Source organism: Thioalkalivibrio nitratireducens DSM 14787, assembly GCF_000321415.2.
In the GTDB taxonomy this organism is placed as follows: domain Bacteria; phylum Pseudomonadota; class Gammaproteobacteria; order Ectothiorhodospirales; family Ectothiorhodospiraceae; genus Thioalkalivibrio; species Thioalkalivibrio nitratireducens.
This window is the reverse complement of record NC_019902.2, coordinates 2,927,295-2,950,334: the sequence shown is the minus strand read 5'-3', so window position 1 is coordinate 2,950,334 and position 23,040 is coordinate 2,927,295. Positions and strand designations below refer to the sequence as shown.

The following is a 23,040-nucleotide window of genomic DNA, read 5'->3' as shown; positions in this document are numbered from 1 at the left end:
CTCTCCTTATTCGTGCTACCCGTGCCCTTTCCCACTGGGTGGAATGTTGCGGTTGACGCGGAAACGGTTGTCCGGATCCCAGCGCTGCTTGATCTCGGCGAGTCGCTGGAGGGCCGGGCCAAGAGCCGCTTCCATACGCTCCGACCCTTCATCTTCGGTCTGGAAGTTGATGTAGGCGCCACCCGTGGAGAAGGCCTTCAGGTCCTGCCAGGCCTCGCGTGCCCAGGCGATATTCGCCGCGTCGTCTTCCGGCTCATCCCATGCGGTCCCGACCACGGCCGCAACCCGGTCGCGGCCGTGGCGGTGAGGCAGCGCCGCCTCAGTGCGCATGCGTCCCGGTTGAGATGCCGCATTTCTCGTCCAGCGCCGCGCCTTTGTCCGCGTCGACCGGGATCGTCAGCGGCCCCTCGTCAGGAGCTCCGAGGAGCGTGGCAATGACCACGGTGGGCTCGTCCCGGCTGGGGTTGTAGGCGGTGTGCACGCTGTGCCCGGGATCGACCAGCGCCATGCCCGGCCCGTACTCGCGCCCGACACAGTCTTCCGCGAACATGAACACGAAGTCGCCCTCGGTGATATTGATCAGCACCGTCCCGGGGTGGGTGTGCCAGGGAAAAACAGCGCCAGGCTGGATCGTGAACTCGACCACGACGACGTTGGACGCATCGTCGAGGTTGACGACGTGCTTGGGCAGCCCGTCGAGCTCCTGTGTGATCTGCATCGAGACGTTGCCGCTGAACGTGTGGCGCTGGGTCAGCGGCTCGGCCGTGATCGGATCGGGCTCTGCATGTACCGTCGTCGCGACGGCAAGCAGGAACATCATCGAGCCGGCGACGGACATTGCAGCTGTCGCCAGCGAGCGGGAGTTGTGGTTCTTCATGGCATCCTCCTGTGGATCGGTTGGGAAGCGCTTTGCCGTGGCGGCATCAATGCCGCGTACCGTGAACGACCCAGTAGTCGCGTGGCACGCAGATGCCGAGTTCGTCGGCGAAGCGCTTGTGGAATCCCACGAAATCGGTCTTGAACCGTTCGCGGCGTTCGGGGTCGAGTTTGCTGCGGCTCACCTCGTCATCGGCCGCCCCGCCGCTCGACCACACGGTCGAGGGACCCGCGTTATGCGGACGGATTCGGCCCTCGAAGGATTGAGGTGCTATGTTCATGATTTGATCTCCTTCATGACTCGTTGGCGGTGTCGGCGAGCACGGCGGTACGCCCCGGAAGTTCAGCATCCCAAAGCGGTTTGCCGGCCTGCTAGTTCAAGAAGTGAACCGGACAGCGGCCGTTCGCCTGGGCCAGTGTTCCGCATACACGGCAACGGAGAGGCGCTATGACGAACCGAACCGGGTACGGCCAGTTTTGCCCTGTCGCGAAGGCCAGCGAGATCCTGACCACGCGTTGGACGCCGCTGATCCTGCGCGAGCTGATCAGCGGGTCCTCCGGTTTCAACGAGATCCATCGCGGCGTGCCGCTCATGTCGCGTGCACTCCTGGCCAGCCGCCTGCGGGAGCTGGTTGCCCACGGCATCGTGGTTCGCGACGGCAGCGGTGCCTACCGCCTGACGGAGGCCGGCGCGGCGCTCGGGCCGATCATCATCGGGATGGGCCTGTGGGGCCAGCGCTGGGTGGAAAGCGCGGCCGACGGCCCGGACTGGGACGCGGGCGTACTCATGTGGGACATGCGCCGGCGCATCGATACCGGCGTGCTGCCCCCGGGACGAACGGTGGTGCAGTTCGATTACAGCGACGCGCCGTCGGAGCTGAGGCGCTGGTGGCTGCTGATCGAGGACGACGACGTCGACCTGTGCCAGTCGGATCCCGGATTCGAAGTGGACCTCTACATCGCCACCAGCGTGCGGGTGATGGGCCCGGTCTGGATCGGTCAGCGACCCCTCGCCCCGGCGATCGAACGCGAGGAGATCCGGGCCTGCGGCCGATACGACCTGGCGCGCAGCCTGGGGCGCTGGCTGAAATTGTCGGTGATCGCGGAGCAAGCGGAACGCGCAGGGCGCCCGAGAGCAGGGTAGCGGCTCAGGCTCCGCGGGATCGAGCGCGCCGCTTCCGTTTCACCACGAACCAGGGACTGGCAAAGGTGGTCTCCCGCAGCCGGTCCCCGGCCGCCGTCGGTCTATGCTGTTGGGGGATTTCCGAGGGGGGCGTGATGCCGGAGACGCATGTAGCGGAGAACCATGGCGCGAGAACGCGGGGGTGGTCCGCCATCCTGCTGGCAGCGGCCGCGCGACTGCTCCTGCTGGTCGGCGGCCTGGGCGCGATCGGGTACCTGTGGCTGGCCGTTGCCCTTGGCGCGGGAACGGGGCTGGCGTGGATCGAACGGTCCGTCCTGATGTCGGCGGTCGCGTTCACGGTGTACTGGACCCTTGGGTGGTGGCGCCACTACGCGGCGTATCGGCGCGTGCTGTTGGCCATCACCGCATTGGCGGTTGCGCCCGCGCTGGTGTTGGTCCTCGTGATCGAGCCCTGGCAGCGCGCCGACATGCAGCGGGAGAACGCGATCCATTCCAATCGCACGCATGCCGAGAACGCGATCGAACGCTTTCCCTGCCCGGACGGCGCGCTCCTGGTGCTGACCCCCTGGATTTTCCTCGTCGACGGTGACGGGCTGCGTCGACTGGTCGAACTGAGGCTGATTCCGGCCGACCGGCAGACACCCTCGCGCCTGCTCCTGCGCCACACTGCCAGCGGCGGTCTCGCCCACCGCGAGGAACTGGCGGATCACCGGGACAGCGTCATCGCCTGTATCGGAAGCTCCGACGCACTCGACACGCTGGTCCGGAAGATGGGCGAGGGGGGCTACGAGTGATCCGGCGCCAGAGCGAGGCTCAGGCACGGCCGGCGAATGAACACGGCAGTCTTCGGGTTCAGCGGATTCCGGATCCTCGCGGCAGCGATCTGGTGTGAATCCCCGCATGGCCAGCTTGGCCCGCGTCTAGGAGCCTGTCGGACTTAAGCTGCTCCTACTGCGTCGGTGGGAATGGCGGTGCATTCTTCCCTGATTTCTCGTTATATAGAACCACTATGCGCCTCGAAATCATGAAAAACTGTCCTCGCTCTCCCACGCGGCTCGCTGCGGGCACCCAAATCCGACAGGCTCCTAGGGAGGCGCAATCATCCGCTGCGGCCGTAGCGCAGCACCCGGACCTTTTCCAGCGTCACCAGGCCGCTCGTCATCATCGGGTCGAGCAGGGGCAGGAAAGCTTCGACCTTTTCCACGCTGTCGACGATCTCAATTACTAGGGGCAGGTCTTCGGATAGCTGCAGGATCTTGGTGGTGTGCAGGCGGCTGGAATGGCCGAAGCCCATCGGGCCGCGCAGCACCGTGGCGCCCGCGAGCCCGGTCTCGCGCGCCTTCAGCACGATCGCCTCGTACAGCGGCCGACCGTCGAAGCGGTGGTTTTCGCCAATGAAGATGCGTGCGAGCAGGGCGTCTTCGGGAATCTGCATGTGCGATCTCCTAACGGGGCAGGCGGTTGATGCGAACGGCGAGAATGTGACCCAGCCAGACGGCGACCAGCGACGCCGCGAGCGAGCCCAGTACATACAGCGTGGCGGCCGCCGGGGCACCCGCCTCGACGAGTTCCAGCGTCTCGAGACTCAACAACGAGAACGTGGTATAGCCGCCGAGGAAGCCCGTCATCACCGCCTGGCGCGCGGTACCGCTGACGAGCCAGCGGCCGTCCGGGTCGGTCAGCGTTGCGAACAGGCCGATCAGGAACGACCCGGTCACGTTCACGAAGGCGGTCGCCAATGGATGGGCAAGGCCGAGGCCCTGCACGAACGCGAGCGCGACCAGGTAGCGGGTGGAGCCCCCCAGCGCGGTGCCGGCCGCGATCGCGAGATAGACCCTCATCATCCGGCCACCAGCCGAAGGCCCAGCCAGGCGGCGGCGAGACAGAGCCCGGCCGACAGCACCACGTTGCCCGCGGCCGGCAGTGGCTGCCGGTTGCGCGCGAGCTGCAGCGTCTGCAGCGAGAACGACGACACCGTGGTGTAGCTTCCGAGAAAGCCGAGCAGGAGCAGCTGGAGCAGGAACACCGGCATCGCGCCGGGCATCACGACGGTGATCCCGAGCAGCAGCCCTGCGGCCAGTGCACCGCTGACATTCACCACCAGCGTGCCCCACGGAAACGTTTCGCCGACACGCCGGGCCACCAGCCCGGAAAGCCAGTAGCGCGCCATCCCGCCCAGCGCACTGCCGGCCAGCACCCAGGGCCAGGCGTCGGTTCCGAGTCCGGTCATCGACGTATGCCCCGGACGGGGTTCGGCTGCGAACTCTCCGAGGACGGGTTGCGCATCGTAGAGTCCCGCGTGGGCCAACGGCTACGATAAGGGCCGAGCCCCGATCCGCCAAGGGTGGGCCTGACGATCTTCCAGATGAACGATCATGAACTGCTCGACCTGCTGGCCGAACTCGCCGGCGAGTTCGACGTGCCCGGCGTTGCTGCCGGTGTGTGGCACAAGGGAAAGGCGACCTTCGCCTGTCACGGGGTGACGAGCATCGAGAACCCGTTGCCGGTCGATGCGCACACGCTGTTTCAAGCGGGCTCGATCGGCAAGACGTTCACCGCCACCGCGTTGCTGATCCTCGCGCAGACCGGGCGCGTGGAACTGGACGCGCCGGTGCGCCGCTATGTGCCGGAACTGCACCTGGCGGATGCAACGGCAGCCACGCAGGTCACGGTGCTCCAGCTGCTGAACCACACCGCGGGCTGGGAGGGCGATTTCTTTCCGAACACTGGCGAAGGCGACGACGCGCTGGCCCGATACGTGGCGCGTCTCGACGAGGTCGCGCAGTTGACGCCTCCGGGTGCGGCCTTCTCATACAACAACGCCGCGTTCTGTCTTGCAGGCCGCGTGATCGAAAACGTGACGGGGGACACCTACGAGCACGCGATTCGCCGGCTGATCCTGCAGCCGTTGGGGCTGCGCGAGTCGTTTTTCTTTCGCGATCAGGTCATGACGCGCCGGTTCGTCGTCGGACACAAGCCCTCGGCGGACGCTGCGTTGCAGGTCGCGCGGCCCTGGGTGCTGCCGCGCAATGGCGCGCCGGCCGGCGGCATCGCCACCAGCGTCGCCGACCTGCTCGCATGGGCCCGATTCCATTCTGGCGACGGTCATGTTGCGGACGGCAGGCGGGTGCTGAGCGAATCCGGGCTGCGTTCGATGCGCGAGCCCACCGTGCAGATGCCCGGCAGCGCGATCGGCGATGCGCTGGGCATCGGTTGGTTCCTGAGCGACATTGGCGGCGCGCAGCTGGTGGGCCATGACGGCAGCACGAACGGCCAGGAGGCGAGCCTGTCGTTTCTGCCGGAACAGGACTGGGCGCTGACGCTGATGACCAATGCAAGTCCGGGAGGGCTCGCGCTGAACCGGATTGCGCGGCGGCGCGTGCTCGCGGCGTGTACCGGCATCGTGGACGAGGATCCTGAACCCGTGTCGGCTGCGCCTGGCGCGCTCGCCGCGTATGCGGGCGAGTATCGCGCTCGCGGCATGCGTTGCGTGGTGGCCGACGACCAGGCCGGAGGCCTGGCATTCACGCTGCACAACGATCCGGAGCTGCTCGCGTTGATGTTCGAGATCGGCGAAGCGCCGCGATCCCGGCCGACGACTCTGCAGGTCGGCCTTGTGGCCGGGCACGCCGATCGATATGTGTTCGCGAGCGGTCCCGCGCAGGGTGTCACCGGATATTTCATTCGGGACGGCGATGGCCGCGTGCGGGCATTGCATCTCTTCGGGCGGTGGCTGCCGCGTCAGCCTTCGTAGTCGCCACGAAGGCCGGACGATCCGCCGCGCAGCGACGACCGTGTGGGTCTGTGCCTTCGTGCAGCCCCGGGTGCGGTCAGCCGCGCGCCAGGCGCCGGTTGAGGGCATAGACCGACAGCGGCGCGAACACCAGCGCGATGCCGAGCGCCCAGAGCAGGGACCCCAACGCCGGGGCGGCGGCCGGGCCGCCGTTCAACAACGCGCGTGCGGCATCGGCCAGCAGGGATACCGGGTTGGCGTACACGAAGCCTTGTAGCCACTCGGGCATCGTCGCCACCGGGACGAACGCGGAGCTGACGAAGGTCACCGGGAACAGGGCGGTGAAGCCGAACAACTGCACGTGTTCCGGATCGCGCGCCATCACCCCGACCAGCACCATCACCCAGGAGAACGCGACGGCGAACACCAGCACCAGCAGGATCATGCCCAGCAGGTGCATCAGGGAAGTCGCCAGGCGGAATCCGAGCAGGTACCCCACTGCCAGCAGCAGCCCGATGCAAAGCGCCTGCTTGACCACGTCCGCGAGGATCCGGCCGGCCAGCGGCGCCCAGCGCGGGATCGGCAGAGCGCGGAAGCGGTCGAACACGCCGCGGGTCAGATCGGTGTTCAGGCCGTGGCCGACATAGACCGTGACGAACAGCATGTTCATTACGATCACCCCCGGCAGCACGAACTCCAGGTAGTCGTCCGGCGAGCCGGCGATCGCGCCGCCGAATACGTACAGAAAGAGCACCAGGAACAGGATCGGCTGGATGCTGTAGTCACCCAGCTCCCAGGGGTTGCGCCGCACCTGCACCAGGCTGCGCCAGGCCAGCGTGAATGTCTGCTGCAGGCCGTTCATCACGCGGCGTCCTCCGATCGGCCAGTGTCGAGGCGGCTGCTGTGGCCGGTCAGGGCCAGGAACACGTCGTCCAGGCTCGCCCCGCGCAGCCCCAGCTCCGAGACCTCGATGCCGGCGTCGTCCAGTGCCCGCAATACCGCCGGCAGCAGCGCCGGGTGCTGTACCGAGGCACTGATCTGGTCGCCGTCCACCTGAACCTGCACCCCCGCGACGGCGGTGATGTGTTCCGCGGCGCGTGCGGCCAGGGCTGGGTCGGACACGGTCACCGACAGCGTGCGCGCGCCCACCCGTGCCTTCAGCTGCGCGGCCGTGCCCTCGGCGATCACTCGGCCCTGATCCAGCACCACGATCGAGTCGGCCAGCGCATCCGCCTCCTCCAGGTACTGGGTGGTCAAGAGCACGGTCGTGCCGTCTTCCTGCAGCTGGCGGACGCGCTGCCACAGGTCGCGCCGTGCGCGCGGATCCAATCCGGTGGACGGCTCGTCCAGGAACAGGATGCGCGGACGCCCGACCAGGCTGGCGGCCAGGTCCAGCCGCCGGCGCATGCCGCCGGAGTAGGTCTGGGCGGGCCGGCGCCCGGCGTCTGTCAGAGCAAAATCCGCCAGCAGGCTGTCCGCACGCGCTTTCGCTTCCGCGCGCTTCAGCCCCAGCAGGCGACCGATCAGGATCAGGTTCTCGCGCCCGGTCAGCTTTTCGTCGACCGACGCGTATTGGCCGGTCAGGCCGATGATCTCGCGGACCCGCGCGGCCTCCCGAACGACGTCGAAGCCGCCCACCCACGCCTGCCCAGCGGTGGGAGCAAGCAGCGTGGCCAGGGTGCGGACCATCGTCGTCTTGCCGGCGCCGTTCGGTCCCAGCAGGCCCAGCACCTGGCTGGTGGGCACATGCAGGTTCACGCCGTCCAGGGCGCGGGTGCCGGCGAAGTCCCGCACCAGCCGTTCCACTTCGATCGCGCAGCTCATCAATCTCTCGTCCCCGGCATCCACACCCATTCAATCGACGCGGCCGCCCGAAGGCAAGCACGGCTGGCAGGGCCGGGATCGGCGCCGCAAGGCGCCGCAAGACGAGGTGCGCGGGGCTACTCGTAGTTTTCCGCCGCCCGCAACAGTATCCCCGAGAGATCCGGAAGGCCGAGATCGGGCATCCAGCCGCCGGCCTCGGCCCAGGTCCACAAGCCGATCAGCAGGAACAGTGCGGCGGCCACATAGCGCATCGGTGTGGCCGGGATACTGGCGGCGAAGCGCTTGCCGAGGATCAGCGCCGGCGTGGTGATCAGCAGGATCCCCACCGTAGCCCCCAACACCACCGGCAGCAGGGCCCCGGAAGCGCCGGCCAGCGTGATCACTGCCAGCTGGGTCTTGTCGAACATCTCGAACAGGAAGAAGGCGATCGCGGCCGCGAAAAAGGCACTGCGGGCGCGGGTGTCCTTCTCCACCTCCTCGTCCTCCGGAATCAGTACCCAGACGGCCATTGCCAGGAAGGCGGCCCCGACCACCCAGAAATGCCAGTCGGTGGCGATCACTGCGAACAGCCAGATGCCGGCCACCGCAGACAGCAGTTGATTCAGGAACAGGCCGGCGGTCATGCCCCAGAAGACGGCCCAGGCGCTGCGGCAGCGCATCCCGAACAGCGCGGCCAGAAACATCGAACGATCGCCGATCTCAGCGACGGCGACGGCCAGTATCGAAAGCAGGAAGAGTTCCACAGAGGTCATTCCGGGCGAGCGGCGCGACGCAACCGGTGACACCGCCATCGCCGCCCGCCCATGGGCCCAAGCTCGCCCGAACGCGAGCCGGATGTCGGTGCCACAGGTCTCGTCAGGCCGTTCGAGGAAGACGCATCAGGGCGCCTTCGAGCGGCTGCACACGCCACGGCCAGGCGGCCAAGTCTGTTGACGCGTGCCCCCGGCCCGCGTGGCCGAGGCGACTACTCCCCTGAGGGTGCGCGAACTATAGTCAAGCCCCGACGTGCCTGTCCAGCGGTCAATGCGCGCCCACGAAGGCGTGTCGGCATGCTGTTCGGCCCCAATGTGGGAACGCTGACCTGGTGCAACCCGTTGTGTAAGCTCGGGGACCATTCGGCGACACTCTTGCACCGGAGGTTCGGGATGGACGGCCCACAACGGTCCAATTCGTTGCGCATCGCCCTGAACCACTTCTATCTCCATGATAAATAAGCGTGCGACTTCGTGTCGCACCCAGCGGGTGTCCTGGTAAAGCAGCCCCGCTGGGCTGCTGGCCCCGCCGTTGCCCGCTTTCCGGAAACACGCCTGAAGCGCGCCGCCAAATCGGTTTCCAGTCCCCTGTAGGCCGATTCCGGCCGCATAGTGCTGCCGACGCTGCTCAGCCGGGGCTTCAGTTGCGACTTGACAGGCACCCGGACCGAAGGGATATTGCGGTGAAGGCGGTTGGATTTCCTATCCTTCGGCGTCCCTGACCCGGTTGCGCCGCTGTTGCCCCGTGCTGTTGCACAAGGGGCCGCTCATGCCCTACATCACGAGGAGGAACCCGATCCTGTTGCGGGGTCCCGGCATGACAGACGAAACACAGCGCATCCGTTTCCTGATCCAGCGTGACGGCGAGGCCACGACCCGGGAGTGGGTCGGGCGCACGCTGGATATCTATCGCAAGGCGCTGGCCAGCGCCGACGGGCACGCCCCGACCCCGCAGTACCGTCCGCTGTTCGAACAGGCCATCCGCCAGTTCGAACAGTGGCTGCGGGACCATGCCCGGGAAGCCGCCATGGCGCCGACAAGCGCGGAATCCGGTCGGGCACGGGAGGTGGTCGGCGGGCTGCTGGAAGAGCTGCATCTGGATACCTACACCTTCGATGTCGAACCGCGCGATGACGGCTGGGCCATCCAGGTGGAATGCGCCGCGGACGATGGCTGGATGACGCGCAGCCTCACCGCCACCCGCGACGAACTGTGGCACGGCACGAACGCCCGCATGCGCCAGCAATTGCTCGACGCCTGGGCGCGACCGCTGGCCCACTGCCGGCGCACGCGCTGACCCGGGCCCGCCGGCATGAGCGCCGAGCCGACACCGCCGGTACCGCCGGAGCGCTGGGAACACTTCCCGCACGTGGCGGACATGGGGGTACCCGGTTTTGGCAGCAGCCCCGGCGAGGCCTTCGCTGCCGCCGCGCATGCGATGACCGCGGTGATCACCGAGCCGGATGGCGTGCACCCGGAGGTGCGCGTGGAAATCCGCGCACAGGCGTGCGGACCCGGAGATCCTGCTCAATGATTTCCTTAACGGCCTGGTGTACGAGATGGCCGTGAGCGGCCTGCTGTTCTCGCGCTTTTCGGTGCGGATCGAAGAAATCATGGGTGTCCCCTTCTTGTTCTTCGCCACCCTTTTTTCTCGACCTGGCTCCGCGGGAAGGTGTCGAAAAGCGAAACGCCGTTCGACGCCCGGCGCATGTTGTGGGGGACTTCGAATTACGGTGGAACGGTGATTGGCGGCGATCGCATCGATCCGCGGGGCGTGAAGCACGACCGCCGCCAGATCGAGTCGATCAGGCGTCTTGATGCGTGGACGTTCAGGCCTGGGGCGAAACAACGCACTGAGCCCACAACGCAGGGGCCCCACCGGGGCCCCTGTACTACCCTCTGCCAGCTCCATAGTCCGGGTACCAGGGGAGCGTCACACCCCAGTGCACGCGGCCACCCATTGGCCGCCTCCGATCAACTGGCGACACCGGTCCTGTGCGTGTTCTCACGCTGAGGGCACGGGCCTATTCCCCTTTCCCTTTCATCGCCACGTAGCTTTCACGCCTCCCGGTGGAGGTTGCCATTGTCGGGCGGCCCGGCGTAGAAGGGGAACCTGGCAGACACGCTTGCTGGAGCGTGTCCAATATCGTGGCAGCGGGATTACGATTCGGTTGGGAGGCATCGCGATGAATGCAAATGGCTCGGGTGATGCGCGGCTCGCGCTGGTGGAACGGTTCTTTCAGGGCACTGGGGCCAGCTACGATTTCATGGTGAATTCCGCGACCTTCGGAATCGACCGGCTATGGAAGCGCCGTCTCGTGGACCTCATACCGCCGAACCCGGCGCGCGTGCTGGATCTGGCCTGCGGCACCGGGATATCGACGCTGGCCATTGCGAAACGTCATCCCAAGTGCCAGGTGGTCGGCGTCGAGCTCCGGAACGAATACCTCGAACGGGCAAGGGCGAAGCTGAGACAACGCGCATTAGGGAACATCGAGCTGGTATTGGGGCGTGCCGAAGACTACCGCTCGGAAGTACCGTTCGACTGCATCACCTCGTCCTACCTCGCCAAGTACGCGGAGCTCCCGCTGCTGAGCCGCAACGCCCACACGATGCTGATGCCCAACGGCGTGTTTCTGGCGCACGATTTCACGTATCCGCCGAAGGCTCATCTGGTTAGGATCTGGAGGCTTTACTTCAGGATCCTGCAGCTTGCCGGCAGCCGCCTGTTTCCGTCTTGGCGTGAGATCTATTACGGGCTGCCCGAGCTGATCGAACGGAGCCCCTGGATCAAGGAACTGCAGCGGGCGCTGGAGCAATCGGGATTTGTGGATGTCCGCCGATATGACCTGACGCTGTACGGCTCCGCGATCGTGTATGCGCGCAAGCCGGGCGCCTCCGCAGCGCCCAACGGCAGCTCAGGGTAGCTCGCCGAGGCTCAAGTGCACGATCTCTGGCGGCGCAGTCTCCAGCAGCCGACCAAACGGGCTGTCGGGAAACTGCCGTGCCCGTTCGGATGCGAGCCCCAGCCTCGCGTGCATCGCCTTGCGCATGCGCGACCGCAGCACGGGCAGCGTCTCCGAGAGAAAGGATTCCGGTGCCGCAGTCGAACCCTTGGGCAGATTGGCTCGTGCCAGCTCCGATTCACCGCAGAAATGCACGATTGCGGGTGCCAGCACGGCCCACTCGGTCGCGGAAGATTCGCGGCCATCGACATCGGCCAGATCGTCGGCGATCTGGTAGGCCTCGCCGAGGTGCACGCCAAACTCATGGGCCAGATCCGCCATGCGCTGCGAGCCGCCTGCACTGATGGCGCCGAGACGCGCCGCCGTCCCGAACAACGCCCCCGTCTTGAGATGGATGATTCTGGGATAGAGTCCCTGGCCGCGTTCCGGTTCGGCCAAGAGCGCGCGTTCGACGTCGGCAGGCTCCAGCGGCTCCTGCCACGCGCCGTTGGCCATCGTGGCGATGACCTCGGCAACCGCAAGACCGCCGGCACGGCCGTTTTCGGTCATCCGTTGCAGCGCTGTCGCGAACATGAGGTCACCGAGCAACACGGCCTTGCGGGGCCCATACTTCGTCCACGCGGCGGGCCGCTCGCGCCGTTCGGTGTCACAGTCCACGAAGTCGTCGTGTATTAACGACGCAGCCTGAATGCATTCCACGGCAAGCGCGCGCGGCAAGGCAGCCTCACGCCGGCCACCCAGCGCATCGCTCACCAGGCACAAGAGACAGCCACGCAGGCGTTTGCCATCAGCGAGCGCGTCGTGAACGGCGGCGGCCTGGGTTTCGCAGAGGCTCGGGAAAAAGCGCGGTATCCAGTGTAGAAAGGCGGTGTCGAGCTCAGCGCGCGTGGTGCGCCAATACCGCACGAACGGCGTTTCGCGCATCACAGGGTCCAGCGCCAGATGAGGAGTGCGATGCTGAGCAGGATCACGCCGAGGCTGACGGATTTCAGGATGGCCTCGAGTTGAGCCGCCTGTGCGCGGCCTTCGGTCGTCAGTCCGTCCGCGCCGCGCTTCAGCGCCTTGTACGGCCGTGAGGCATTGATTTCGACGAGGCTCAGAGCCGCCATGGCCAGGGCAATCAGCACGACGGCCAGCGAAATGGAATTGGTCTGAATCACGTAGCCGGCCAACACTGGCAAGAAACCCCAGGCGAAGGCAAACCAGGCATTCGTATGAAAGCGCCCCCGGAGCCATTCCAGGTTGTAGGCCAGGAGAAAGAACCCCTCGAGGACGGCGATCACGCCGAGCAGCGGCGCGTAGCGCACGATGTAATTGATGCCGATCGCATAGGCCAGGACCACGGAGCCTGCCGCGACGGCCCAGAGCTGGCGCTTCGAGAAGACCGCCCCCCACGGTTTGACGGCTTGGCTGCCCAATGCATCCAGTGCATGCGCGCCAATGCCGAGCGCGAGAAAATAAATGACGACGATCGCTGCGACGCGATCCCAGTGAACGGTCTCGGCCAGCATCGCCCCGATCACGGTAAACGACAGCACCATCGCGGTATAGGGAAGAAAGAGCAGACCGACCGCCACTCGAAAGCGCGGTGGCCCGAAGGACGGTACGAACCATTCGTTCAATCGTTGGGGCTCGTTCATCTGCGCCATGGTGTCCCCGTGATCGCGAGCACAGCTCCGTCCGGTCAGGCGCGCAATACCCGCGATGCGGGGACTCGCTCGGTCCGGCGAACAGCTGGCGTTGGAATGAGACCTTCTGAAAATGTCCTCTGCCGTAGCGAGGGCATGTTCACAAGCCTTGAGGGGTTGATGCTACGCCCGCGGGCGTCGTCCATGCAAAGGGTCCCCCCCACCGCATTCGGCAGCTACTCGCCGGGACTCCCGGCGCAGCCGATGATGAACCGTCCCGAGAATTCCGGAGGCTCTTTCCTGTGAGAGGATAGAGCCATGAAGACTGAGACACGATACTCTCCCGAAGTCCGCGAGCGTGCGGTACGGATGGTCCTGGACCAGCAGAATCAGCACGAATCGCACTGGGCGGCCATGGTTTCCATCGCCGCCAAGATTGGCTGCACGACCGAGACCCTGCGGCGCTGGGTGCGTCGGCATGAGCGGGATCACGGCCTGCGTGAGGGCCTGACCACGACTGAGCGTGAGCGCATCCGTGAACTGGAACGCGAGGTCCGTGAGCTGCGCCAGGTGAACGAGATCCTGCGCAAGGCCTCGGCGTTTTTCGCGCAGGCGGAGCTCGACCGCCCACTGCGGCGGTGATCGCCTTCATCGATGCTCACCGGGACGCCTACGGGGTCGAGCTGATCTGCAGGGTGTTGCCGATGAACAGCGACTTCCCTTCGCGGTCCAGGTGCCCAACTCGATTACCGCCAAGGCGCTGGAAGACGTGGATTCTGGTGAGGGAAAGCGGTTCGATAGTGCTGATGAGCTTTTCAATGACCTGGGCATCTGATGCTGACTGCGGTCCGTTCCAGCCAGTTCAAACGCGATGTGAAACGACTTCAGAAACGTGGCCAGGACATGGGCAAGTTGCGGATTGTGCTGGGCCTTTTGATTGAGAAGTCCCCATTGCCCGAGGCGTACCAGGATCACGCCTTGCGAGGAAACTGGCGCGGCTACCGGGACGCGTATATCGAGCCGGATTGGTTGCTGCTGTGCCGCGTTGTCGGCGACGAGTTGCACTTGGCCCGGACCGGTAGCCATGCGGATCTGTTCCGAGAGTAGGTGCAGGGTATTGAATGCTCAGGGCCAACCACTGCCAATGACGGGTCTCGACCCGAACCGGTCGCCCGGCACGCGGCGACGAGGGGCCGCTATGGATCGGTTGCCAGCCTCTAGATTTCGCCATCTTCGGAATGCTCGTAGTTCTCTCCGGCATCAGCCCATAAGTGCAGCCCTCAGAACTCCTTGAAGGCTGGTCAGGTCAACGGGCAATTCAAGAGGACTACGCCCACAGAGGTGCTACGCGTGATCTCCAGCGCCATCAACGAATTTCGATCAGCGTCTCGCCGCCCTCCAGGGCGGCCAAAACCCGAGGCAATAGAATTTCCATGCGCGCCAGCAATTCCGACCGGCGAGTGTTGCCCATTCTGAGCCACACGACCCGTGGCGTCCCGGCACTGGAGGTGATTCGCCAGATGGCGAAGTCTTCATCCTTGGTGACAATCGTCACACTCTCTTGTGCTGCCCACTCCCAAATCACTCGATCCGGGGATTCTGCCATCCCGAGATCGGCGACGTGGTCGGCTGGACAGCCCTGGGCGCTCAGCCACCGAGCAAGGGCCGGCGGCAGTTGCGCGTCCACCAGAAAGCGCATCAGGCAACAACGGACAGCACAGGATGGTCACTCTGGCGGGCGGCGTACTCCAGAACGGCAACAATGTCTTCCGGTTCAAGATAGGGGTAATCCTGAAGCACCTCCTCGTGTGAGGCGCCGGAAGCCAGAAGGTCCAGGACATCCTTGACCCGAATGCGTAGACCCCGCAGGCATGGGCGTCCTCCGCAGACGTCGGGATCGATCGTGATTCGGTGCAATTCGCTCACTTGAGTCACCATCATGTCCATCTCCACCTCAGAGTAGAAGATCACCGTGGCGGGGACAAGCGCCACCGCTGCCACCATCACCGGCTCCTGGGGCGGCCGGCAGCGTGCCGGTTACGAGCCTCTGGCTCACAGTAGCCAATGGCGACTCAGGGTCGAGATCCCAGCCCCACAAACATGGCACTGGCAGAAGCCGACCCAGACCAGTCAGTGGGCGGAGTGGCCACAGAGACAGCAGGTTGACTCATGGCTGACGGCCATGACCGGGCAACAGATGTCCATTAGCTTGGGTCCGTTCGCGCCAGCCCGTAACCCAGCGCGCTGGTAAGTGGGTGCTGCTGAGATACGCGCCTTGCCCAAACGGTCACCCTGTCGCGCTGTAGTCGGGACCCCATGAGAGTGTCGCCGCCTAGTCCTTGCTGGTGCCTTAGTGTTTGAACCGCAAAGCTCTCACCGATTTCGCTGATCTTGAAACCGTGAAGACCCGTGGTATTCGACTTGGCCGCGCATTCGGGCCGGATAGTGAAACGCGATTCCGGGGGCACCGCACAACCTCTATCTCGCAAGGCGGCCGATTACTGGCTATCTTCATCTATGTGGCAGTAGAGTCTGCGCCGGCGAGGATGGGAATGCCATGACCTTGCTCTCCTCTCGAGGGATTGTTCTGGTTGTCGGCTTGTTCGTGTTTGCCGCACTGTTTGCCCAAGGCGCCTACGGCGAGGGGGACACAGCGGATCCAGAACGCCCGACCGTTTCTAACTTATTTGGTCAAGAATCCCGGACCGTGTCTGTCCCCGTTTCGAACGATGCATTCGGCATTGCGATACGGACTGGGCTTCGGGAGGCGAATCCGGAAGGCCTCACGATAGTTGGAAGCATTTCGATAGAGATCCCTTTGTTCCTTGAACAGGGACTCAGGCCCGCAGTCCTATTCCAACAAGGCGGCATGGCAGGCCAAGCGACTCAACTAGCAGATGGAGGTGGGCGACCTCTCGTTCCTCGGGTTTATGCCGTTGACGACTTGACGGAATCAAGGTTGGTTTCCAGGTATCCGTTCAGCCCCCCCTGGAGAAAGCTGCGATGACTTGACGGTATAGCGCGTCGCGGCTATGGTGGTCTCCATGATCACGGGGATGGGAGGCGTGCGATGGGCGGCTATTTCGGTTCGAAGGCGACGGTCGGGTTGTGCCAATCGATCATTGCCTTGATGCCGCCGCACGACACCTACATCGAAACCCATCTCGGTGGTGGGGCGATCATGCAGCGCAAGCCGGCGGCGTTGCGCAATATTGGCATCGACCTGGACCCGCAAGCACTGCGGGAGTTTGCGGGCCCCTATCCGATCGAGAAGGTGAACGCCTGCGCGCATGCGTTTCTGGCCGGGTTCGATTTCCAGGGCCGGGAATTGGTCTACAGTGATCCGCCGTATCTGCATGCCACCCGCACCTCGCGGCGGCGCTATCGATTTGAATACCAGGAGGCCGACCATCTCGAGCTGCTTGCGCTGCTCCAGTCGCTCCCCTGTTCGGTCATCCTGTCGGGCTACCCCTCGGCGCTGTACGACGAGCATCTGACGGGTTGGCGGAGCCTGGAAGTGCAGGTGATGTATCCAGGGTCGGGTGCCGCACCGAGAAACTCTGGTTCAACTTCACGCCCGATCGGGTGCATTGGCCGCGCTATGCGGGCAAGAACTTCACCGACCGGCAACGGATCAAGCGCAAGGCCGCGAGCTGGGGCGAGCGCTACCGGGCCATGCCCGCGGCGGAGCGCCTGGCGGTGCTCTCGGCCCTGATGGCGGTTGAGGCCGAGGATTGAGGTGGGTCGCGGAGGATGCGCCTGAGCCCACACGATCTTCGGCAGATCGACGAGGCGTTCATCGCGGCCCTGAGCGAAGCCGCGCTGCGCGTGCTTGCGGTGAATCTGCTGGTGGATTTGAAAGAGGCGCATGATCGCCTGGGGCAAAACCCGGCCAACAGTTCCCGGCCATCGAGCAGCCAGCCCCCTTGGGAAGCCGCCAGCGCAGCAGAGACGGAGGACCCAACCGAAGATCCGACGGCGCCCGCGTCAGAACCCCCGTCATCTGCGGCGACCACGCCCGCCTCCGACAAGAACAAGGCGCCCGCCGGCAAACCCGGCAAGCGCCCCGGCGCACCCGGTTGCGGCCGTCTGGTCACGTTGCCGGTGCAGGAGGAGATCCTGCACAGCCCCGATCGCTGCCGATGCTGCGGCACGCCCTTTCCCGCGGATGCTCCGACCAAGGGCTACAATGGTCGCTATGCACTCGATGTGGTCGCCCCCACTTCGGGTTCCCCAGGCCTTGAAGTCCGTCACACCAAGCACGTCTATCTGCAACGGCAATGTTCCTGCGGCCATTGGACGCATGCGGAACCGGGACGCTGTGCAGAGAATACGGATTGGCAGGTCGAACTGACCGAATGGCACCTGGCCGGTCCGATGCTGGTGGCGCTGATCTGCGCCTTGTCGCTGCGCCAGCGCGTTTCGCGCCGGGGTGTCCAGGAGTTTCTGGCCGATTGGCTGGGCGTATCCCTGAGCATCGCGGCGATCCACCAATGCCTGCACGAAGCCGGTCGCGCGGTCGCGCCGGTGATCGAGCGCGATATCGTGCCGTTGATTCGCGAGGCCGAACTGCTGCATGTCGACGAAACCGGCTGGAAAGAGGGAAACCAGCTCTTGTGGCTGTGGGTCTTTACCTGCACCACCGCCACCCTGTTTGCCATCGGCAGGCGTTCCCGCAGGATGCTGCACAAGATCCTGGGCGAAGCGTTCGTTGGCTGGTTGATGAGCGATGGCTTCTGGGCCTATCGCGATTACGATCGCCGCTTGCGCTGCCTGGCGCATCTCATCCGCAAGGCCCATGGGCTGGACCAGAGCCTCGACCCACTGGCGCGACCGTTTGGTGCCGCCACCCTGGCCCTGTTCGAGGACCTGCTCCAGCAAGTCTACCAGGCCCGGGAAGGACCACAGCCTCCGGCCGATCTGTACCAGAAAAACCGCGGCAAGCTCGACGCCTTCAACGACCTATGCGTGGATCACTGGGACTGTGCGCACGAAAAGACGCGGCAACTGGCGCGCGAGTTCACCCATGACTGGGAGGCGATCTGGGCCGTTCTGGAGTTTCCGCGGTTGCCCATCACGAACAATTGGGCCGAACAGGCCTTGCGGCACTGGGTGATCAGCCGTCGCATCAGCCAGGGCACCCGGACCGAGCAGGGTTCTTTGGCCTTCGCGCTCCTCGTCAGCGTGATCGAAACCTGCCGCAAGCGCGGGGTCTCGCCCTGGCCCTACCTGGCTCAGGTGGTCCAGCAGCGGCGCAAAGGCGAGCCGGCCCCCGTTCTGCCTGAACCCGCCCCGGCACCATGACCTTTCGCCGCATGCGGTTGTAATACCAGCACTCAAGCCTGGGGGAGTGAACGCATACACAGCGTTCGCTGCCGCGCAGGCAGCTCAGAAATCGATCCCTCGACCCCCCGACCTGATCGCCCCGTTCGCTGCCGCGTAGGCAGCTCAGAAAAATCCCGCCAGTCACCGCAGGCATGCAAATCGAGTTCGCTGCCGCGCAGGCAGCTCAGAAATCGACAAAGACGGCAACCCCGCATCCCGCACCGTTCGCTGCCGCGCAGGCAGCTCAGAAAATGATGCAATCTGCCAATTCAGGCTTTGAGATGTTCGCTGCCGCGCAGGCAGCTCAGAAATCCTGGTTGCGGATCTCCGGCCGCGGCCGCGCGTTCGCTGCCGCGCAGGCAGCTCAGAAACGTGACTAGTCTCCTGACGCGGTTCGGGGACTGTTCGCTGCCGCGCAGGCAGCTCAGAAATCCAGCATGGAGGAGTTCAATACCGCCGTGGAGTTCGCTGCCGCGCAGGCAGCTCAGAAATTGCGCGCCTCACGCGCCGCGTCGGTCTGACGGTTCGCTGCCGCGCAGGCAGCTCAGAAACTCGCAAGGTCAGTCTCGATCGCGCGCAGCAGGTTCGCTGCCGCGCAGGCAGCTCAGAAACTAAGCACCCAGCGGTCGGTGTCGCAGCCTTCGTTCGCTGCCGCGCAGGCAGCTCAGAAATAAACGCAAGGCTGGCGCTCCTGACCGAGCCCGTTCGCTGCCGCGCAGGCAGCTCAGAAATGCGGCGTAGCTCGGGTGACCGCGCCTACCCGGTTCGCTGCCGCGCAGGCAGCTCAGAAATGGTCCCCCAGCCATCCCAAGCCCCGGATTTCGTTCGCTGCCGCGCAGGCAGCTCAGAAAGGGAGAAAAACCGGAGTGAGTTACACCCCGCCGTTCGCTGCCGCGCAGGCAGCTCAGAAAGGAGTTCAGCGCATCCCTCGACGTCGATTCCTGGTTCGCTGCCGCGCAGGCAGCTCAGAAATCGCCAGCCATGCTCATGAGGTTCCCGCCAGCGTTCGCTGCCGCGCAGGCAGCTCAGAAATACGGAGGGGTGATGACTGATATGGTATGACTTTAGCTGCCTGAAACGGTTGGCGCCGGATGCGCCGAGGGGTGGGGTGTCTCAGGCGGCCTGGGCGGCCGGTGCGGGCCGGACGAGTTCGAGGGGTTTCCCAGCGATGGCAGCCTCGGTCAGACGGCGCACGAAGGCAAGCGGCTCGTGTCCTTGCAGTTCGCCGGTGCGGAACAGGGACAGCAGCAGGGCGTGCGTTTCGGCACCCGCTTCGGAGCGGTTCTGCTGGCAGACCTTGCGGGTGAGCACGGGCGTGCGCATCTCTTGCTCGCCGCGGTTATTGGTGGGCGGCAGGTCCTGATGATCCAGGAAGGTCAGCAGTTCGCCGCGGAAGTTGCCCAGGCGTTTGACCAAGCGCATGGCATCTTTATCCTGGAACGAGGTGGCGATCAGTTCGTCGAGGCGTTGGTGCAGGCGTCGTTTGCGGCGTTGGTAGACGTGCGGTTCCAGTTCGGGGCGGCGCAGCTTCAGCCGGATCGCATCCTGGAACAGGCGTTGGATGCGGCGCCGGGTGTCGCGCCAGGGAATCGAGGTATTGCGTTGATCGACCCGGCGCAGTTCGGCGAACAAGTGGAACAGGCAGCGTTGTTTGGCCCAGGTCTCGACCGCGTTGTAGGCGGCGTAGAAGTCACAGACCAGCAAACCGTCGAAGATTTCGCCCAGAACGGCCAAGACCACCGCGGCATTGCGCCGGCGTTCGATCCGGAAATAGGCCAGGTCTTCGGTGCAGAAGGCCCAGAGCCAGTGGGTGGTGCCGTTGACCCGCCAGCCGGTTTCGTCGGCGTGCAGAACACCGGCCTGGCGGATGGCCTGCTCCAGCTGCACCCCGTAGGGCGCCAGGGTCTCCCCGAGCCGGATCCAGGACTGGGTGAGTCCGCCGGCACTGACGCGCAGCCCGAACAGCTGCTGGAGAATGGTGACCAAGTTGCCCACGCTGATGCCGAGACGGTAATGCAGCCAGGCGCTGTAGATGACGAGGTTCAGGCCGAGCGTCGCGCGCGGCAGCGCCGCAGTGACCGTGGGCGTGACGATCTTGCGGCAGTGACCACACCAGTGGCCGTGGACGGTGTGCGCATGGGTCTTGACGGTTCCCGGTTCCAGATCCTCGATGAGGCGGGTGTGGGAGCGGACGGCGGGCCCGACCGGGTGTCCGCAGTCAGGACAGGTCTCGAGCCGGTGTTCCACCTGCGCGTCGATGGTCTGCGGTACCGGCCGGCAAGCCCCGTGATGACCCGCCTTGCGCCCGGGCTTGCGTCGGCGCCGTGGCGCCGCCGGCTTCTGGAACGAGGCGATCGTCGCCGAGGGTTGCAGCGGGTCTGCGTCGGGGGCCGACTGCCGGTCCCACTGCTCGGCCTTGTGCGCGAGTTCGAGGATCTTGGCCACGGCCACCTCGCGCGGCCCGTCGAGCAGCGCACAGGCCTCCTCGCGGGTCATGGTTCCAGCAGCGCCGGCCGCCAGCGGCGCGTCAGCGGCCGCACCCAGACGTCCTTGGACACGGCATGTGCCCGGTAGGCATTGCCGCGCTTGGCATGGCCCCGGGTCTGGCCCAGGCACTGCCAGTTGGCCGCCCGATAGCAGGTGCCGGCAAAGCGCGCCGGATCGACGAAGGTCTCCGCCAGCACGATGCGTTGCCCCACCCGGGCCTGCCACGCGGCGGCAAGCCCGCGCAGCGACTGCCCCAGCACCTTCGAGGCCAGATGCTCTACACGCACCCACGGCAGGATCAGAAAGCGGACGTTGTTCACCACCCCGACCAGACGCTGGCGCCGCAGCTCGGGCGTCCAGCCGATCCAGCGGTCCCGACAATCGACCTTCCAGGCGGCACTGGCCCAACCCAGGCAGGCCACCACCTGCCCGTCGAGCCACACCAATTGCTTGAGGTACGCGCCCACTAGCTTGGGACGCCCCAGGTAATGGTGGTGATGAACCAGATAATCCCAGAGGTAGCGCTCAGGTCCCTCAGCCGTGCGGATCTCGAGCACCCCATAGGCATCCACCCGCCCGGCCAGCGGCCGCTCCTCGAACAGCGGCCGTTGCCGATAATCCGGGACCGCGTGATTGTTCTTCTCTTGCAGCCGCGGCGGCAACTGGATGTGCCCGGCCTCTTCCAGGCGCAGCAGCAGATCCCGCGCGGCGTATTCCTTGAGCGCCCCGTTCGCCTGCCGCCAGTCCCACCCCTCACACAGTCGTCGGGCGATCGCGCTGCGACCGCGGGCCGCTCCCTGTGCCGTGGCCGCCTGCGCGATCTGCGCGCGAATCGTCGCGAGATCCTCGGCACGCACATCGCGGCCTCGGTAACGCAGCAGCACCCTGTCGCTCTGTCCCATGGGCACCACACGCTACCAGCAGATGCGCCGTGACGCCAGCCCCCTGTGCCACTTTTTTCAGGCAGCTAAAGTGATACCTGATATGAGGCTCCATGTTCGCTGCCGCGCAGGCAGCTCAGAAATCATCCAAAATCGCGACCACCGGACTGCCGCCGTTCGCTGCCGCGCAGGCAGCTCAGAAATAGGCGTGACAACGATCGAGCAGCTTCCCGCAGTTCGCTGCCGCGCAGGCAGCTCAGAAATCGGAGATCAGGCCGGCGTCATAGGCGGCCGAGTTCGCTGCCGCGCAGGCAGCTCAGAAATGCCCCGACGCAGACGCTCACAAACGGACCGGGTTCGCTGCCGCGCAGGCAGCTCAGAAACGCAGATGCTGACGGATACCGAGACGGAGTTGTGTTCGCTGCCGCGCAGGCAGCTCAGAAATCGTAGCAGCCGGGGTCGTCGGCTTGGGCCAGGTTCGCTGCCGCGCAGGCAGCTCAGAAAATCCAGATCATCACCGCCGGCGAATATCTGAGGTTCGCTGCCGCGTGTCAATGGCCATTTATTCTGACCCGGTACTGGCCAATAAAATTGACCCACCCCTGATAGTCAGCTGAGTGTTTTCTGCTTCAGCCGATAGCTTTCTCCTCCCAGCATGAAGATGTGGGAGTGATGGATGATGCGGTCGATGATGGGGACCGCGACGTTGTCGTCATGGAAGAACTCGCCCCAGGCGGTGAAGTCCTTGTTGGTGGTCAGGATCACCGAGCGGTACTCGTAGAGGCTGTTGATCAGCTGGAACAGGCTGTAGCGGGCCTGCCGGCTCATGGGCAGGAAGCCGAGTTCGTCGAGTAATGTTTAGCTCCACATTACTCGACGACTGGGGCCTCGCGCCAATGACCGCGCCCCAGCGCCGCGATCTGCTCGAGCTGCTGGACGACCGCCACCCCTGCCGCTCCACCCTGGTCACCAGCCAACTGCCGGTCGAACACTGGCATGACGCCATCGGCGATCCCACGCTCGCCGACGCCATCCTGGACCGCCTGGTCCACAACGCCTACCGCATCACTCTGAAAGGAGAATCCATGCGCAAACGCCGCGCCGCACCGACCGCTTGACCCCGAGCACCCGGTTCCCGTAACAATGCCTAACCCGCGTCGCTTCGCTCCGATGCAAGGGTGGCCGGCATCCCCGGAACGGGTGGCCGGCTTCGCGTGGAATCCCCGGCCCGCTTCACGCGGAATGGGTGGCCAGCTTCCGCGGAATACGCACCATACGGCGTGCCTCGCGGGCCGAGCGTTCCCCGCCCGCGCGGGGATGAACCGGCCTGGGCGGCGCCGCCGGTCTTGGCGGTGCGGCGTTCCCCGCCCGCGCGGGGATGAACCGAATATCGGGAGGCGCAGACGTGATTGTGGCAAGCGTTC

The 23,040-nt window shown here is 65.5% G+C and carries 27 protein-coding genes, 2 pseudogenes, 2 CRISPR repeat arrays, 1 riboswitch and 1 other annotated feature; of the genes and pseudogenes, 12 read left to right on the top strand and 17 right to left on the bottom strand.

What is annotated here, in order from left to right; all coding sequences use genetic code 11:
• Positions 1–15: 15 nt before the first annotated feature.
• The 3 genes from TVNIR_RS13545 to TVNIR_RS13535 all read right to left on the bottom strand — a co-directional run bounded on the left by TVNIR_RS13545 (position 16) and on the right by TVNIR_RS13535 (position 1,157).
• Positions 16–330, bottom strand: a complete 315-nt coding sequence (locus tag TVNIR_RS13545) for a BBE domain-containing protein (protein ID WP_015259612.1) — start codon at positions 328–330, stop codon at positions 16–18.
• The gene (locus TVNIR_RS13540) at positions 320–838 is read right to left on the bottom strand and encodes a cupin domain-containing protein (protein ID WP_335338135.1); all 519 of its coding nucleotides are present in this window, start codon (positions 836–838) and stop codon (positions 320–322) included. Before TVNIR_RS13540 ends, TVNIR_RS13545 begins: the two co-directional genes overlap by 11 nt.
• Before the next feature lie 85 nt (positions 839–923).
• Positions 924–1,157 (bottom strand): hypothetical protein, encoded by a 234-nt coding sequence (locus TVNIR_RS13535; protein WP_043739760.1) that lies wholly within the window; start codon positions 1,155–1,157, stop codon positions 924–926.
• 167 nt (positions 1,158–1,324) lie between these two features.
• Between TVNIR_RS13535 and TVNIR_RS13530 the strand changes: the two genes are divergently transcribed.
• Positions 1,325–2,020 carry a winged helix-turn-helix transcriptional regulator gene (locus TVNIR_RS13530; RefSeq protein WP_015259609.1) on the top strand — a complete coding sequence of 232 codons (696 nt, stop codon included), beginning with the start codon at positions 1,325–1,327 and terminating at the stop codon, positions 2,018–2,020.
• Between the two features lie 134 nt (positions 2,021–2,154).
• Positions 2,155–2,814, top strand: a complete 660-nt coding sequence (locus TVNIR_RS13525) for a hypothetical protein (protein ID WP_083499462.1) — start codon at positions 2,155–2,157, stop codon at positions 2,812–2,814.
• 305 nt (positions 2,815–3,119) lie between these two features.
• On the opposite strand, the gene TVNIR_RS13520 is transcribed toward TVNIR_RS13525, so the two are convergent.
• Genes TVNIR_RS13520 through crcB form a run of 3 tightly spaced genes read right to left on the bottom strand, consistent with a single transcriptional unit; the run spans position 3,120 to position 4,250 of the window.
• Entirely contained in the window at positions 3,120–3,455 is a 336-nt protein-coding gene (locus tag TVNIR_RS13520; protein WP_015259607.1) for a DUF190 domain-containing protein, read from the bottom strand.
• Between the two features lie 10 nt (positions 3,456–3,465).
• Positions 3,466–3,864, bottom strand: a complete 399-nt coding sequence (locus TVNIR_RS13515) for a CrcB family protein (protein ID WP_015259606.1) — start codon at positions 3,862–3,864, stop codon at positions 3,466–3,468.
• Positions 3,861–4,250 carry a fluoride efflux transporter CrcB gene (gene crcB / locus TVNIR_RS13510; RefSeq protein ID WP_015259605.1) on the bottom strand — a complete coding sequence of 130 codons (390 nt, stop codon included), beginning with the start codon at positions 4,248–4,250 and terminating at the stop codon, positions 3,861–3,863. The genes TVNIR_RS13515 and crcB overlap by 4 nt, the downstream gene beginning before the upstream one ends.
• 135 nt (positions 4,251–4,385) lie before the next feature.
• Between crcB and TVNIR_RS13505 the strand changes: the two genes are divergently transcribed.
• Entirely contained in the window at positions 4,386–5,774 is a 1,389-nt protein-coding gene (locus TVNIR_RS13505) for a serine hydrolase domain-containing protein (protein ID WP_043740680.1), read from the top strand.
• A gap of 76 nt (positions 5,775–5,850) precedes the next feature.
• Here the strand turns inward: TVNIR_RS13505 and TVNIR_RS13500 are convergent, their stop codons facing one another.
• From TVNIR_RS13500 to TVNIR_RS13490, 3 genes are all read right to left on the bottom strand, one after another.
• Positions 5,851–6,615 carry an ABC transporter permease gene (locus TVNIR_RS13500; protein WP_043739759.1) on the bottom strand — a complete coding sequence of 255 codons (765 nt, stop codon included), beginning with the start codon at positions 6,613–6,615 and terminating at the stop codon, positions 5,851–5,853.
• Positions 6,615–7,577: a daunorubicin resistance protein DrrA family ABC transporter ATP-binding protein gene (locus TVNIR_RS13495; protein ID WP_015259602.1), complete on the bottom strand. Its 963-nt coding sequence runs from the start codon at positions 7,575–7,577 to the stop codon at positions 6,615–6,617. The genes TVNIR_RS13500 and TVNIR_RS13495 overlap by 1 nt, the downstream gene beginning before the upstream one ends.
• A 116-nt stretch (positions 7,578–7,693) precedes the next feature.
• Complete coding sequence (locus TVNIR_RS13490) at positions 7,694–8,320, bottom strand: TMEM165/GDT1 family protein (protein WP_015259601.1); 627 nt, start codon at positions 8,318–8,320, stop codon at positions 7,694–7,696.
• Between the two features lie 111 nt (positions 8,321–8,431).
• A riboswitch (yybP-ykoY riboswitch) is annotated at positions 8,432–8,555 on the bottom strand.
• A 591-nt stretch (positions 8,556–9,146) separates the two neighbouring features.
• Here TVNIR_RS13490 and TVNIR_RS13485 point away from each other — a divergent pair.
• From TVNIR_RS13485 to TVNIR_RS13475, 3 genes are all read left to right on the top strand, one after another.
• Positions 9,147–9,626 carry an alpha/beta hydrolase family protein gene (locus TVNIR_RS13485; protein WP_043739758.1) on the top strand — a complete coding sequence of 160 codons (480 nt, stop codon included), beginning with the start codon at positions 9,147–9,149 and terminating at the stop codon, positions 9,624–9,626.
• 15 nt (positions 9,627–9,641) lie between these two features.
• Positions 9,642–9,863: an archease gene (locus TVNIR_RS20795; protein ID WP_015259599.1), complete on the top strand. Its 222-nt coding sequence runs from the start codon at positions 9,642–9,644 to the stop codon at positions 9,861–9,863.
• Positions 9,864–10,515: 652 nt separating this feature from the next.
• Positions 10,516–11,256: a class I SAM-dependent methyltransferase gene (locus TVNIR_RS13475; protein WP_015259598.1), complete on the top strand. Its 741-nt coding sequence runs from the start codon at positions 10,516–10,518 to the stop codon at positions 11,254–11,256.
• Here the strand turns inward: TVNIR_RS13475 and TVNIR_RS13470 are convergent.
• A complete protein-coding gene (locus TVNIR_RS13470) occupies positions 11,248–12,219 on the bottom strand; it encodes a polyprenyl synthetase family protein (protein ID WP_015259597.1) in 972 nt (323 codons plus the stop codon). The genes TVNIR_RS13475 and TVNIR_RS13470 overlap by 9 nt on opposite strands.
• A complete protein-coding gene (locus TVNIR_RS13465; RefSeq protein WP_015259596.1) occupies positions 12,219–12,944 on the bottom strand; it encodes a hypothetical protein in 726 nt (241 codons plus the stop codon). The genes TVNIR_RS13470 and TVNIR_RS13465 overlap by 1 nt, the downstream gene beginning before the upstream one ends.
• A gap of 297 nt (positions 12,945–13,241) precedes the next feature.
• On the opposite strand from TVNIR_RS13465, the pseudogene TVNIR_RS13460 reads away from it, so the two are divergent.
• The 3 genes and pseudogenes from TVNIR_RS13460 to TVNIR_RS13455 all read left to right on the top strand — a co-directional run.
• Positions 13,242–13,630, top strand: a pseudogene (locus tag TVNIR_RS13460) (transposase); the annotation flags it as partial.
• Positions 13,520–13,637: a sequence feature (AL1L pseudoknot), on the top strand. It overlaps the preceding pseudogene by 111 nt.
• A gap of 19 nt (positions 13,638–13,656) precedes the next feature.
• Positions 13,657–13,758, top strand: coding sequence for a hypothetical protein (locus tag TVNIR_RS20790; RefSeq protein WP_237251644.1), 102 nt, complete (start codon positions 13,657–13,659; stop codon positions 13,756–13,758).
• Positions 13,758–14,030 carry a type II toxin-antitoxin system YafQ family toxin gene (locus tag TVNIR_RS13455; protein WP_015259594.1) on the top strand — a complete coding sequence of 91 codons (273 nt, stop codon included), beginning with the start codon at positions 13,758–13,760 and terminating at the stop codon, positions 14,028–14,030. Before TVNIR_RS20790 ends, TVNIR_RS13455 begins: the two co-directional genes overlap by 1 nt.
• A gap of 259 nt (positions 14,031–14,289) precedes the next feature.
• On the opposite strand, the gene TVNIR_RS13450 is transcribed toward TVNIR_RS13455, so the two are convergent.
• The 3 genes from TVNIR_RS13450 to TVNIR_RS20785 all read right to left on the bottom strand — a co-directional run bounded on the left by TVNIR_RS13450 (position 14,290) and on the right by TVNIR_RS20785 (position 16,335).
• A complete protein-coding gene (locus TVNIR_RS13450; RefSeq protein ID WP_043739753.1) occupies positions 14,290–14,622 on the bottom strand; it encodes a DUF5615 family PIN-like protein in 333 nt (110 codons plus the stop codon).
• Complete coding sequence (locus tag TVNIR_RS13445) at positions 14,622–14,849, bottom strand: DUF433 domain-containing protein (protein ID WP_043740679.1); 228 nt, start codon at positions 14,847–14,849, stop codon at positions 14,622–14,624. The genes TVNIR_RS13450 and TVNIR_RS13445 overlap by 1 nt, the downstream gene beginning before the upstream one ends.
• Positions 14,850–15,876: 1,027 nt before the next feature.
• On the bottom strand, positions 15,877–16,335 hold the full coding sequence (locus TVNIR_RS20785) for a hypothetical protein (protein ID WP_237251642.1): 459 nt from the start codon (positions 16,333–16,335) through the stop codon (positions 15,877–15,879).
• An 89-nt stretch (positions 16,336–16,424) separates the two neighbouring features.
• On the opposite strand from TVNIR_RS20785, the gene TVNIR_RS20780 reads away from it, so the two are divergent.
• Entirely contained in the window at positions 16,425–16,661 is a 237-nt protein-coding gene (locus TVNIR_RS20780) for a hypothetical protein (RefSeq protein ID WP_015259591.1), read from the top strand.
• Positions 16,662–16,676: 15 nt separating this feature from the next.
• Positions 16,677–18,227, top strand: a complete 1,551-nt coding sequence (gene tnpC, locus TVNIR_RS13435) for an IS66 family transposase (protein ID WP_015259590.1) — start codon at positions 16,677–16,679, stop codon at positions 18,225–18,227.
• A 63-nt stretch (positions 18,228–18,290) separates the two neighbouring features.
• A CRISPR array of direct repeats spans positions 18,291–19,280; the repeat unit is 28 nt; unit sequence GTTCGCTGCCGCGCAGGCAGCTCAGAAA.
• A gap of 81 nt (positions 19,281–19,361) precedes the next feature.
• Here the strand turns inward: tnpC (TVNIR_RS13435) and tnpC (TVNIR_RS13430) are convergent.
• The 3 genes from tnpC (TVNIR_RS13430) to TVNIR_RS13420 all read right to left on the bottom strand — a co-directional run bounded on the left by tnpC (TVNIR_RS13430) (position 19,362) and on the right by TVNIR_RS13420 (position 22,444).
• The gene (tnpC, locus tag TVNIR_RS13430) at positions 19,362–20,744 is read right to left on the bottom strand and encodes an IS66 family transposase (RefSeq protein ID WP_015259589.1); all 1,383 of its coding nucleotides are present in this window, start codon (positions 20,742–20,744) and stop codon (positions 19,362–19,364) included.
• A complete protein-coding gene (locus tag TVNIR_RS13425; RefSeq protein ID WP_043739751.1) occupies positions 20,741–21,637 on the bottom strand; it encodes a Druantia anti-phage system protein DruA in 897 nt (298 codons plus the stop codon). The genes tnpC (TVNIR_RS13430) and TVNIR_RS13425 overlap by 4 nt, the downstream gene beginning before the upstream one ends.
• 94 nt (positions 21,638–21,731) lie before the next feature.
• Positions 21,732–22,120: direct repeats of the CRISPR family, unit length 28 nt; unit sequence GTTCGCTGCCGCGCAGGCAGCTCAGAAA.
• Positions 22,121–22,225: 105 nt separating this feature from the next.
• Entirely contained in the window at positions 22,226–22,444 is a 219-nt protein-coding gene (locus TVNIR_RS13420; protein ID WP_015259587.1) for an ATP-binding protein, read from the bottom strand.
• Positions 22,445–22,485: 41 nt separating this feature from the next.
• On the opposite strand from TVNIR_RS13420, the pseudogene TVNIR_RS13415 reads away from it, so the two are divergent.
• A pseudogene (locus TVNIR_RS13415) lies at positions 22,486–22,734 on the top strand (ATP-binding protein); the annotation flags it as partial.
• Positions 22,735–23,040: the final 306 nt, after the last annotated feature.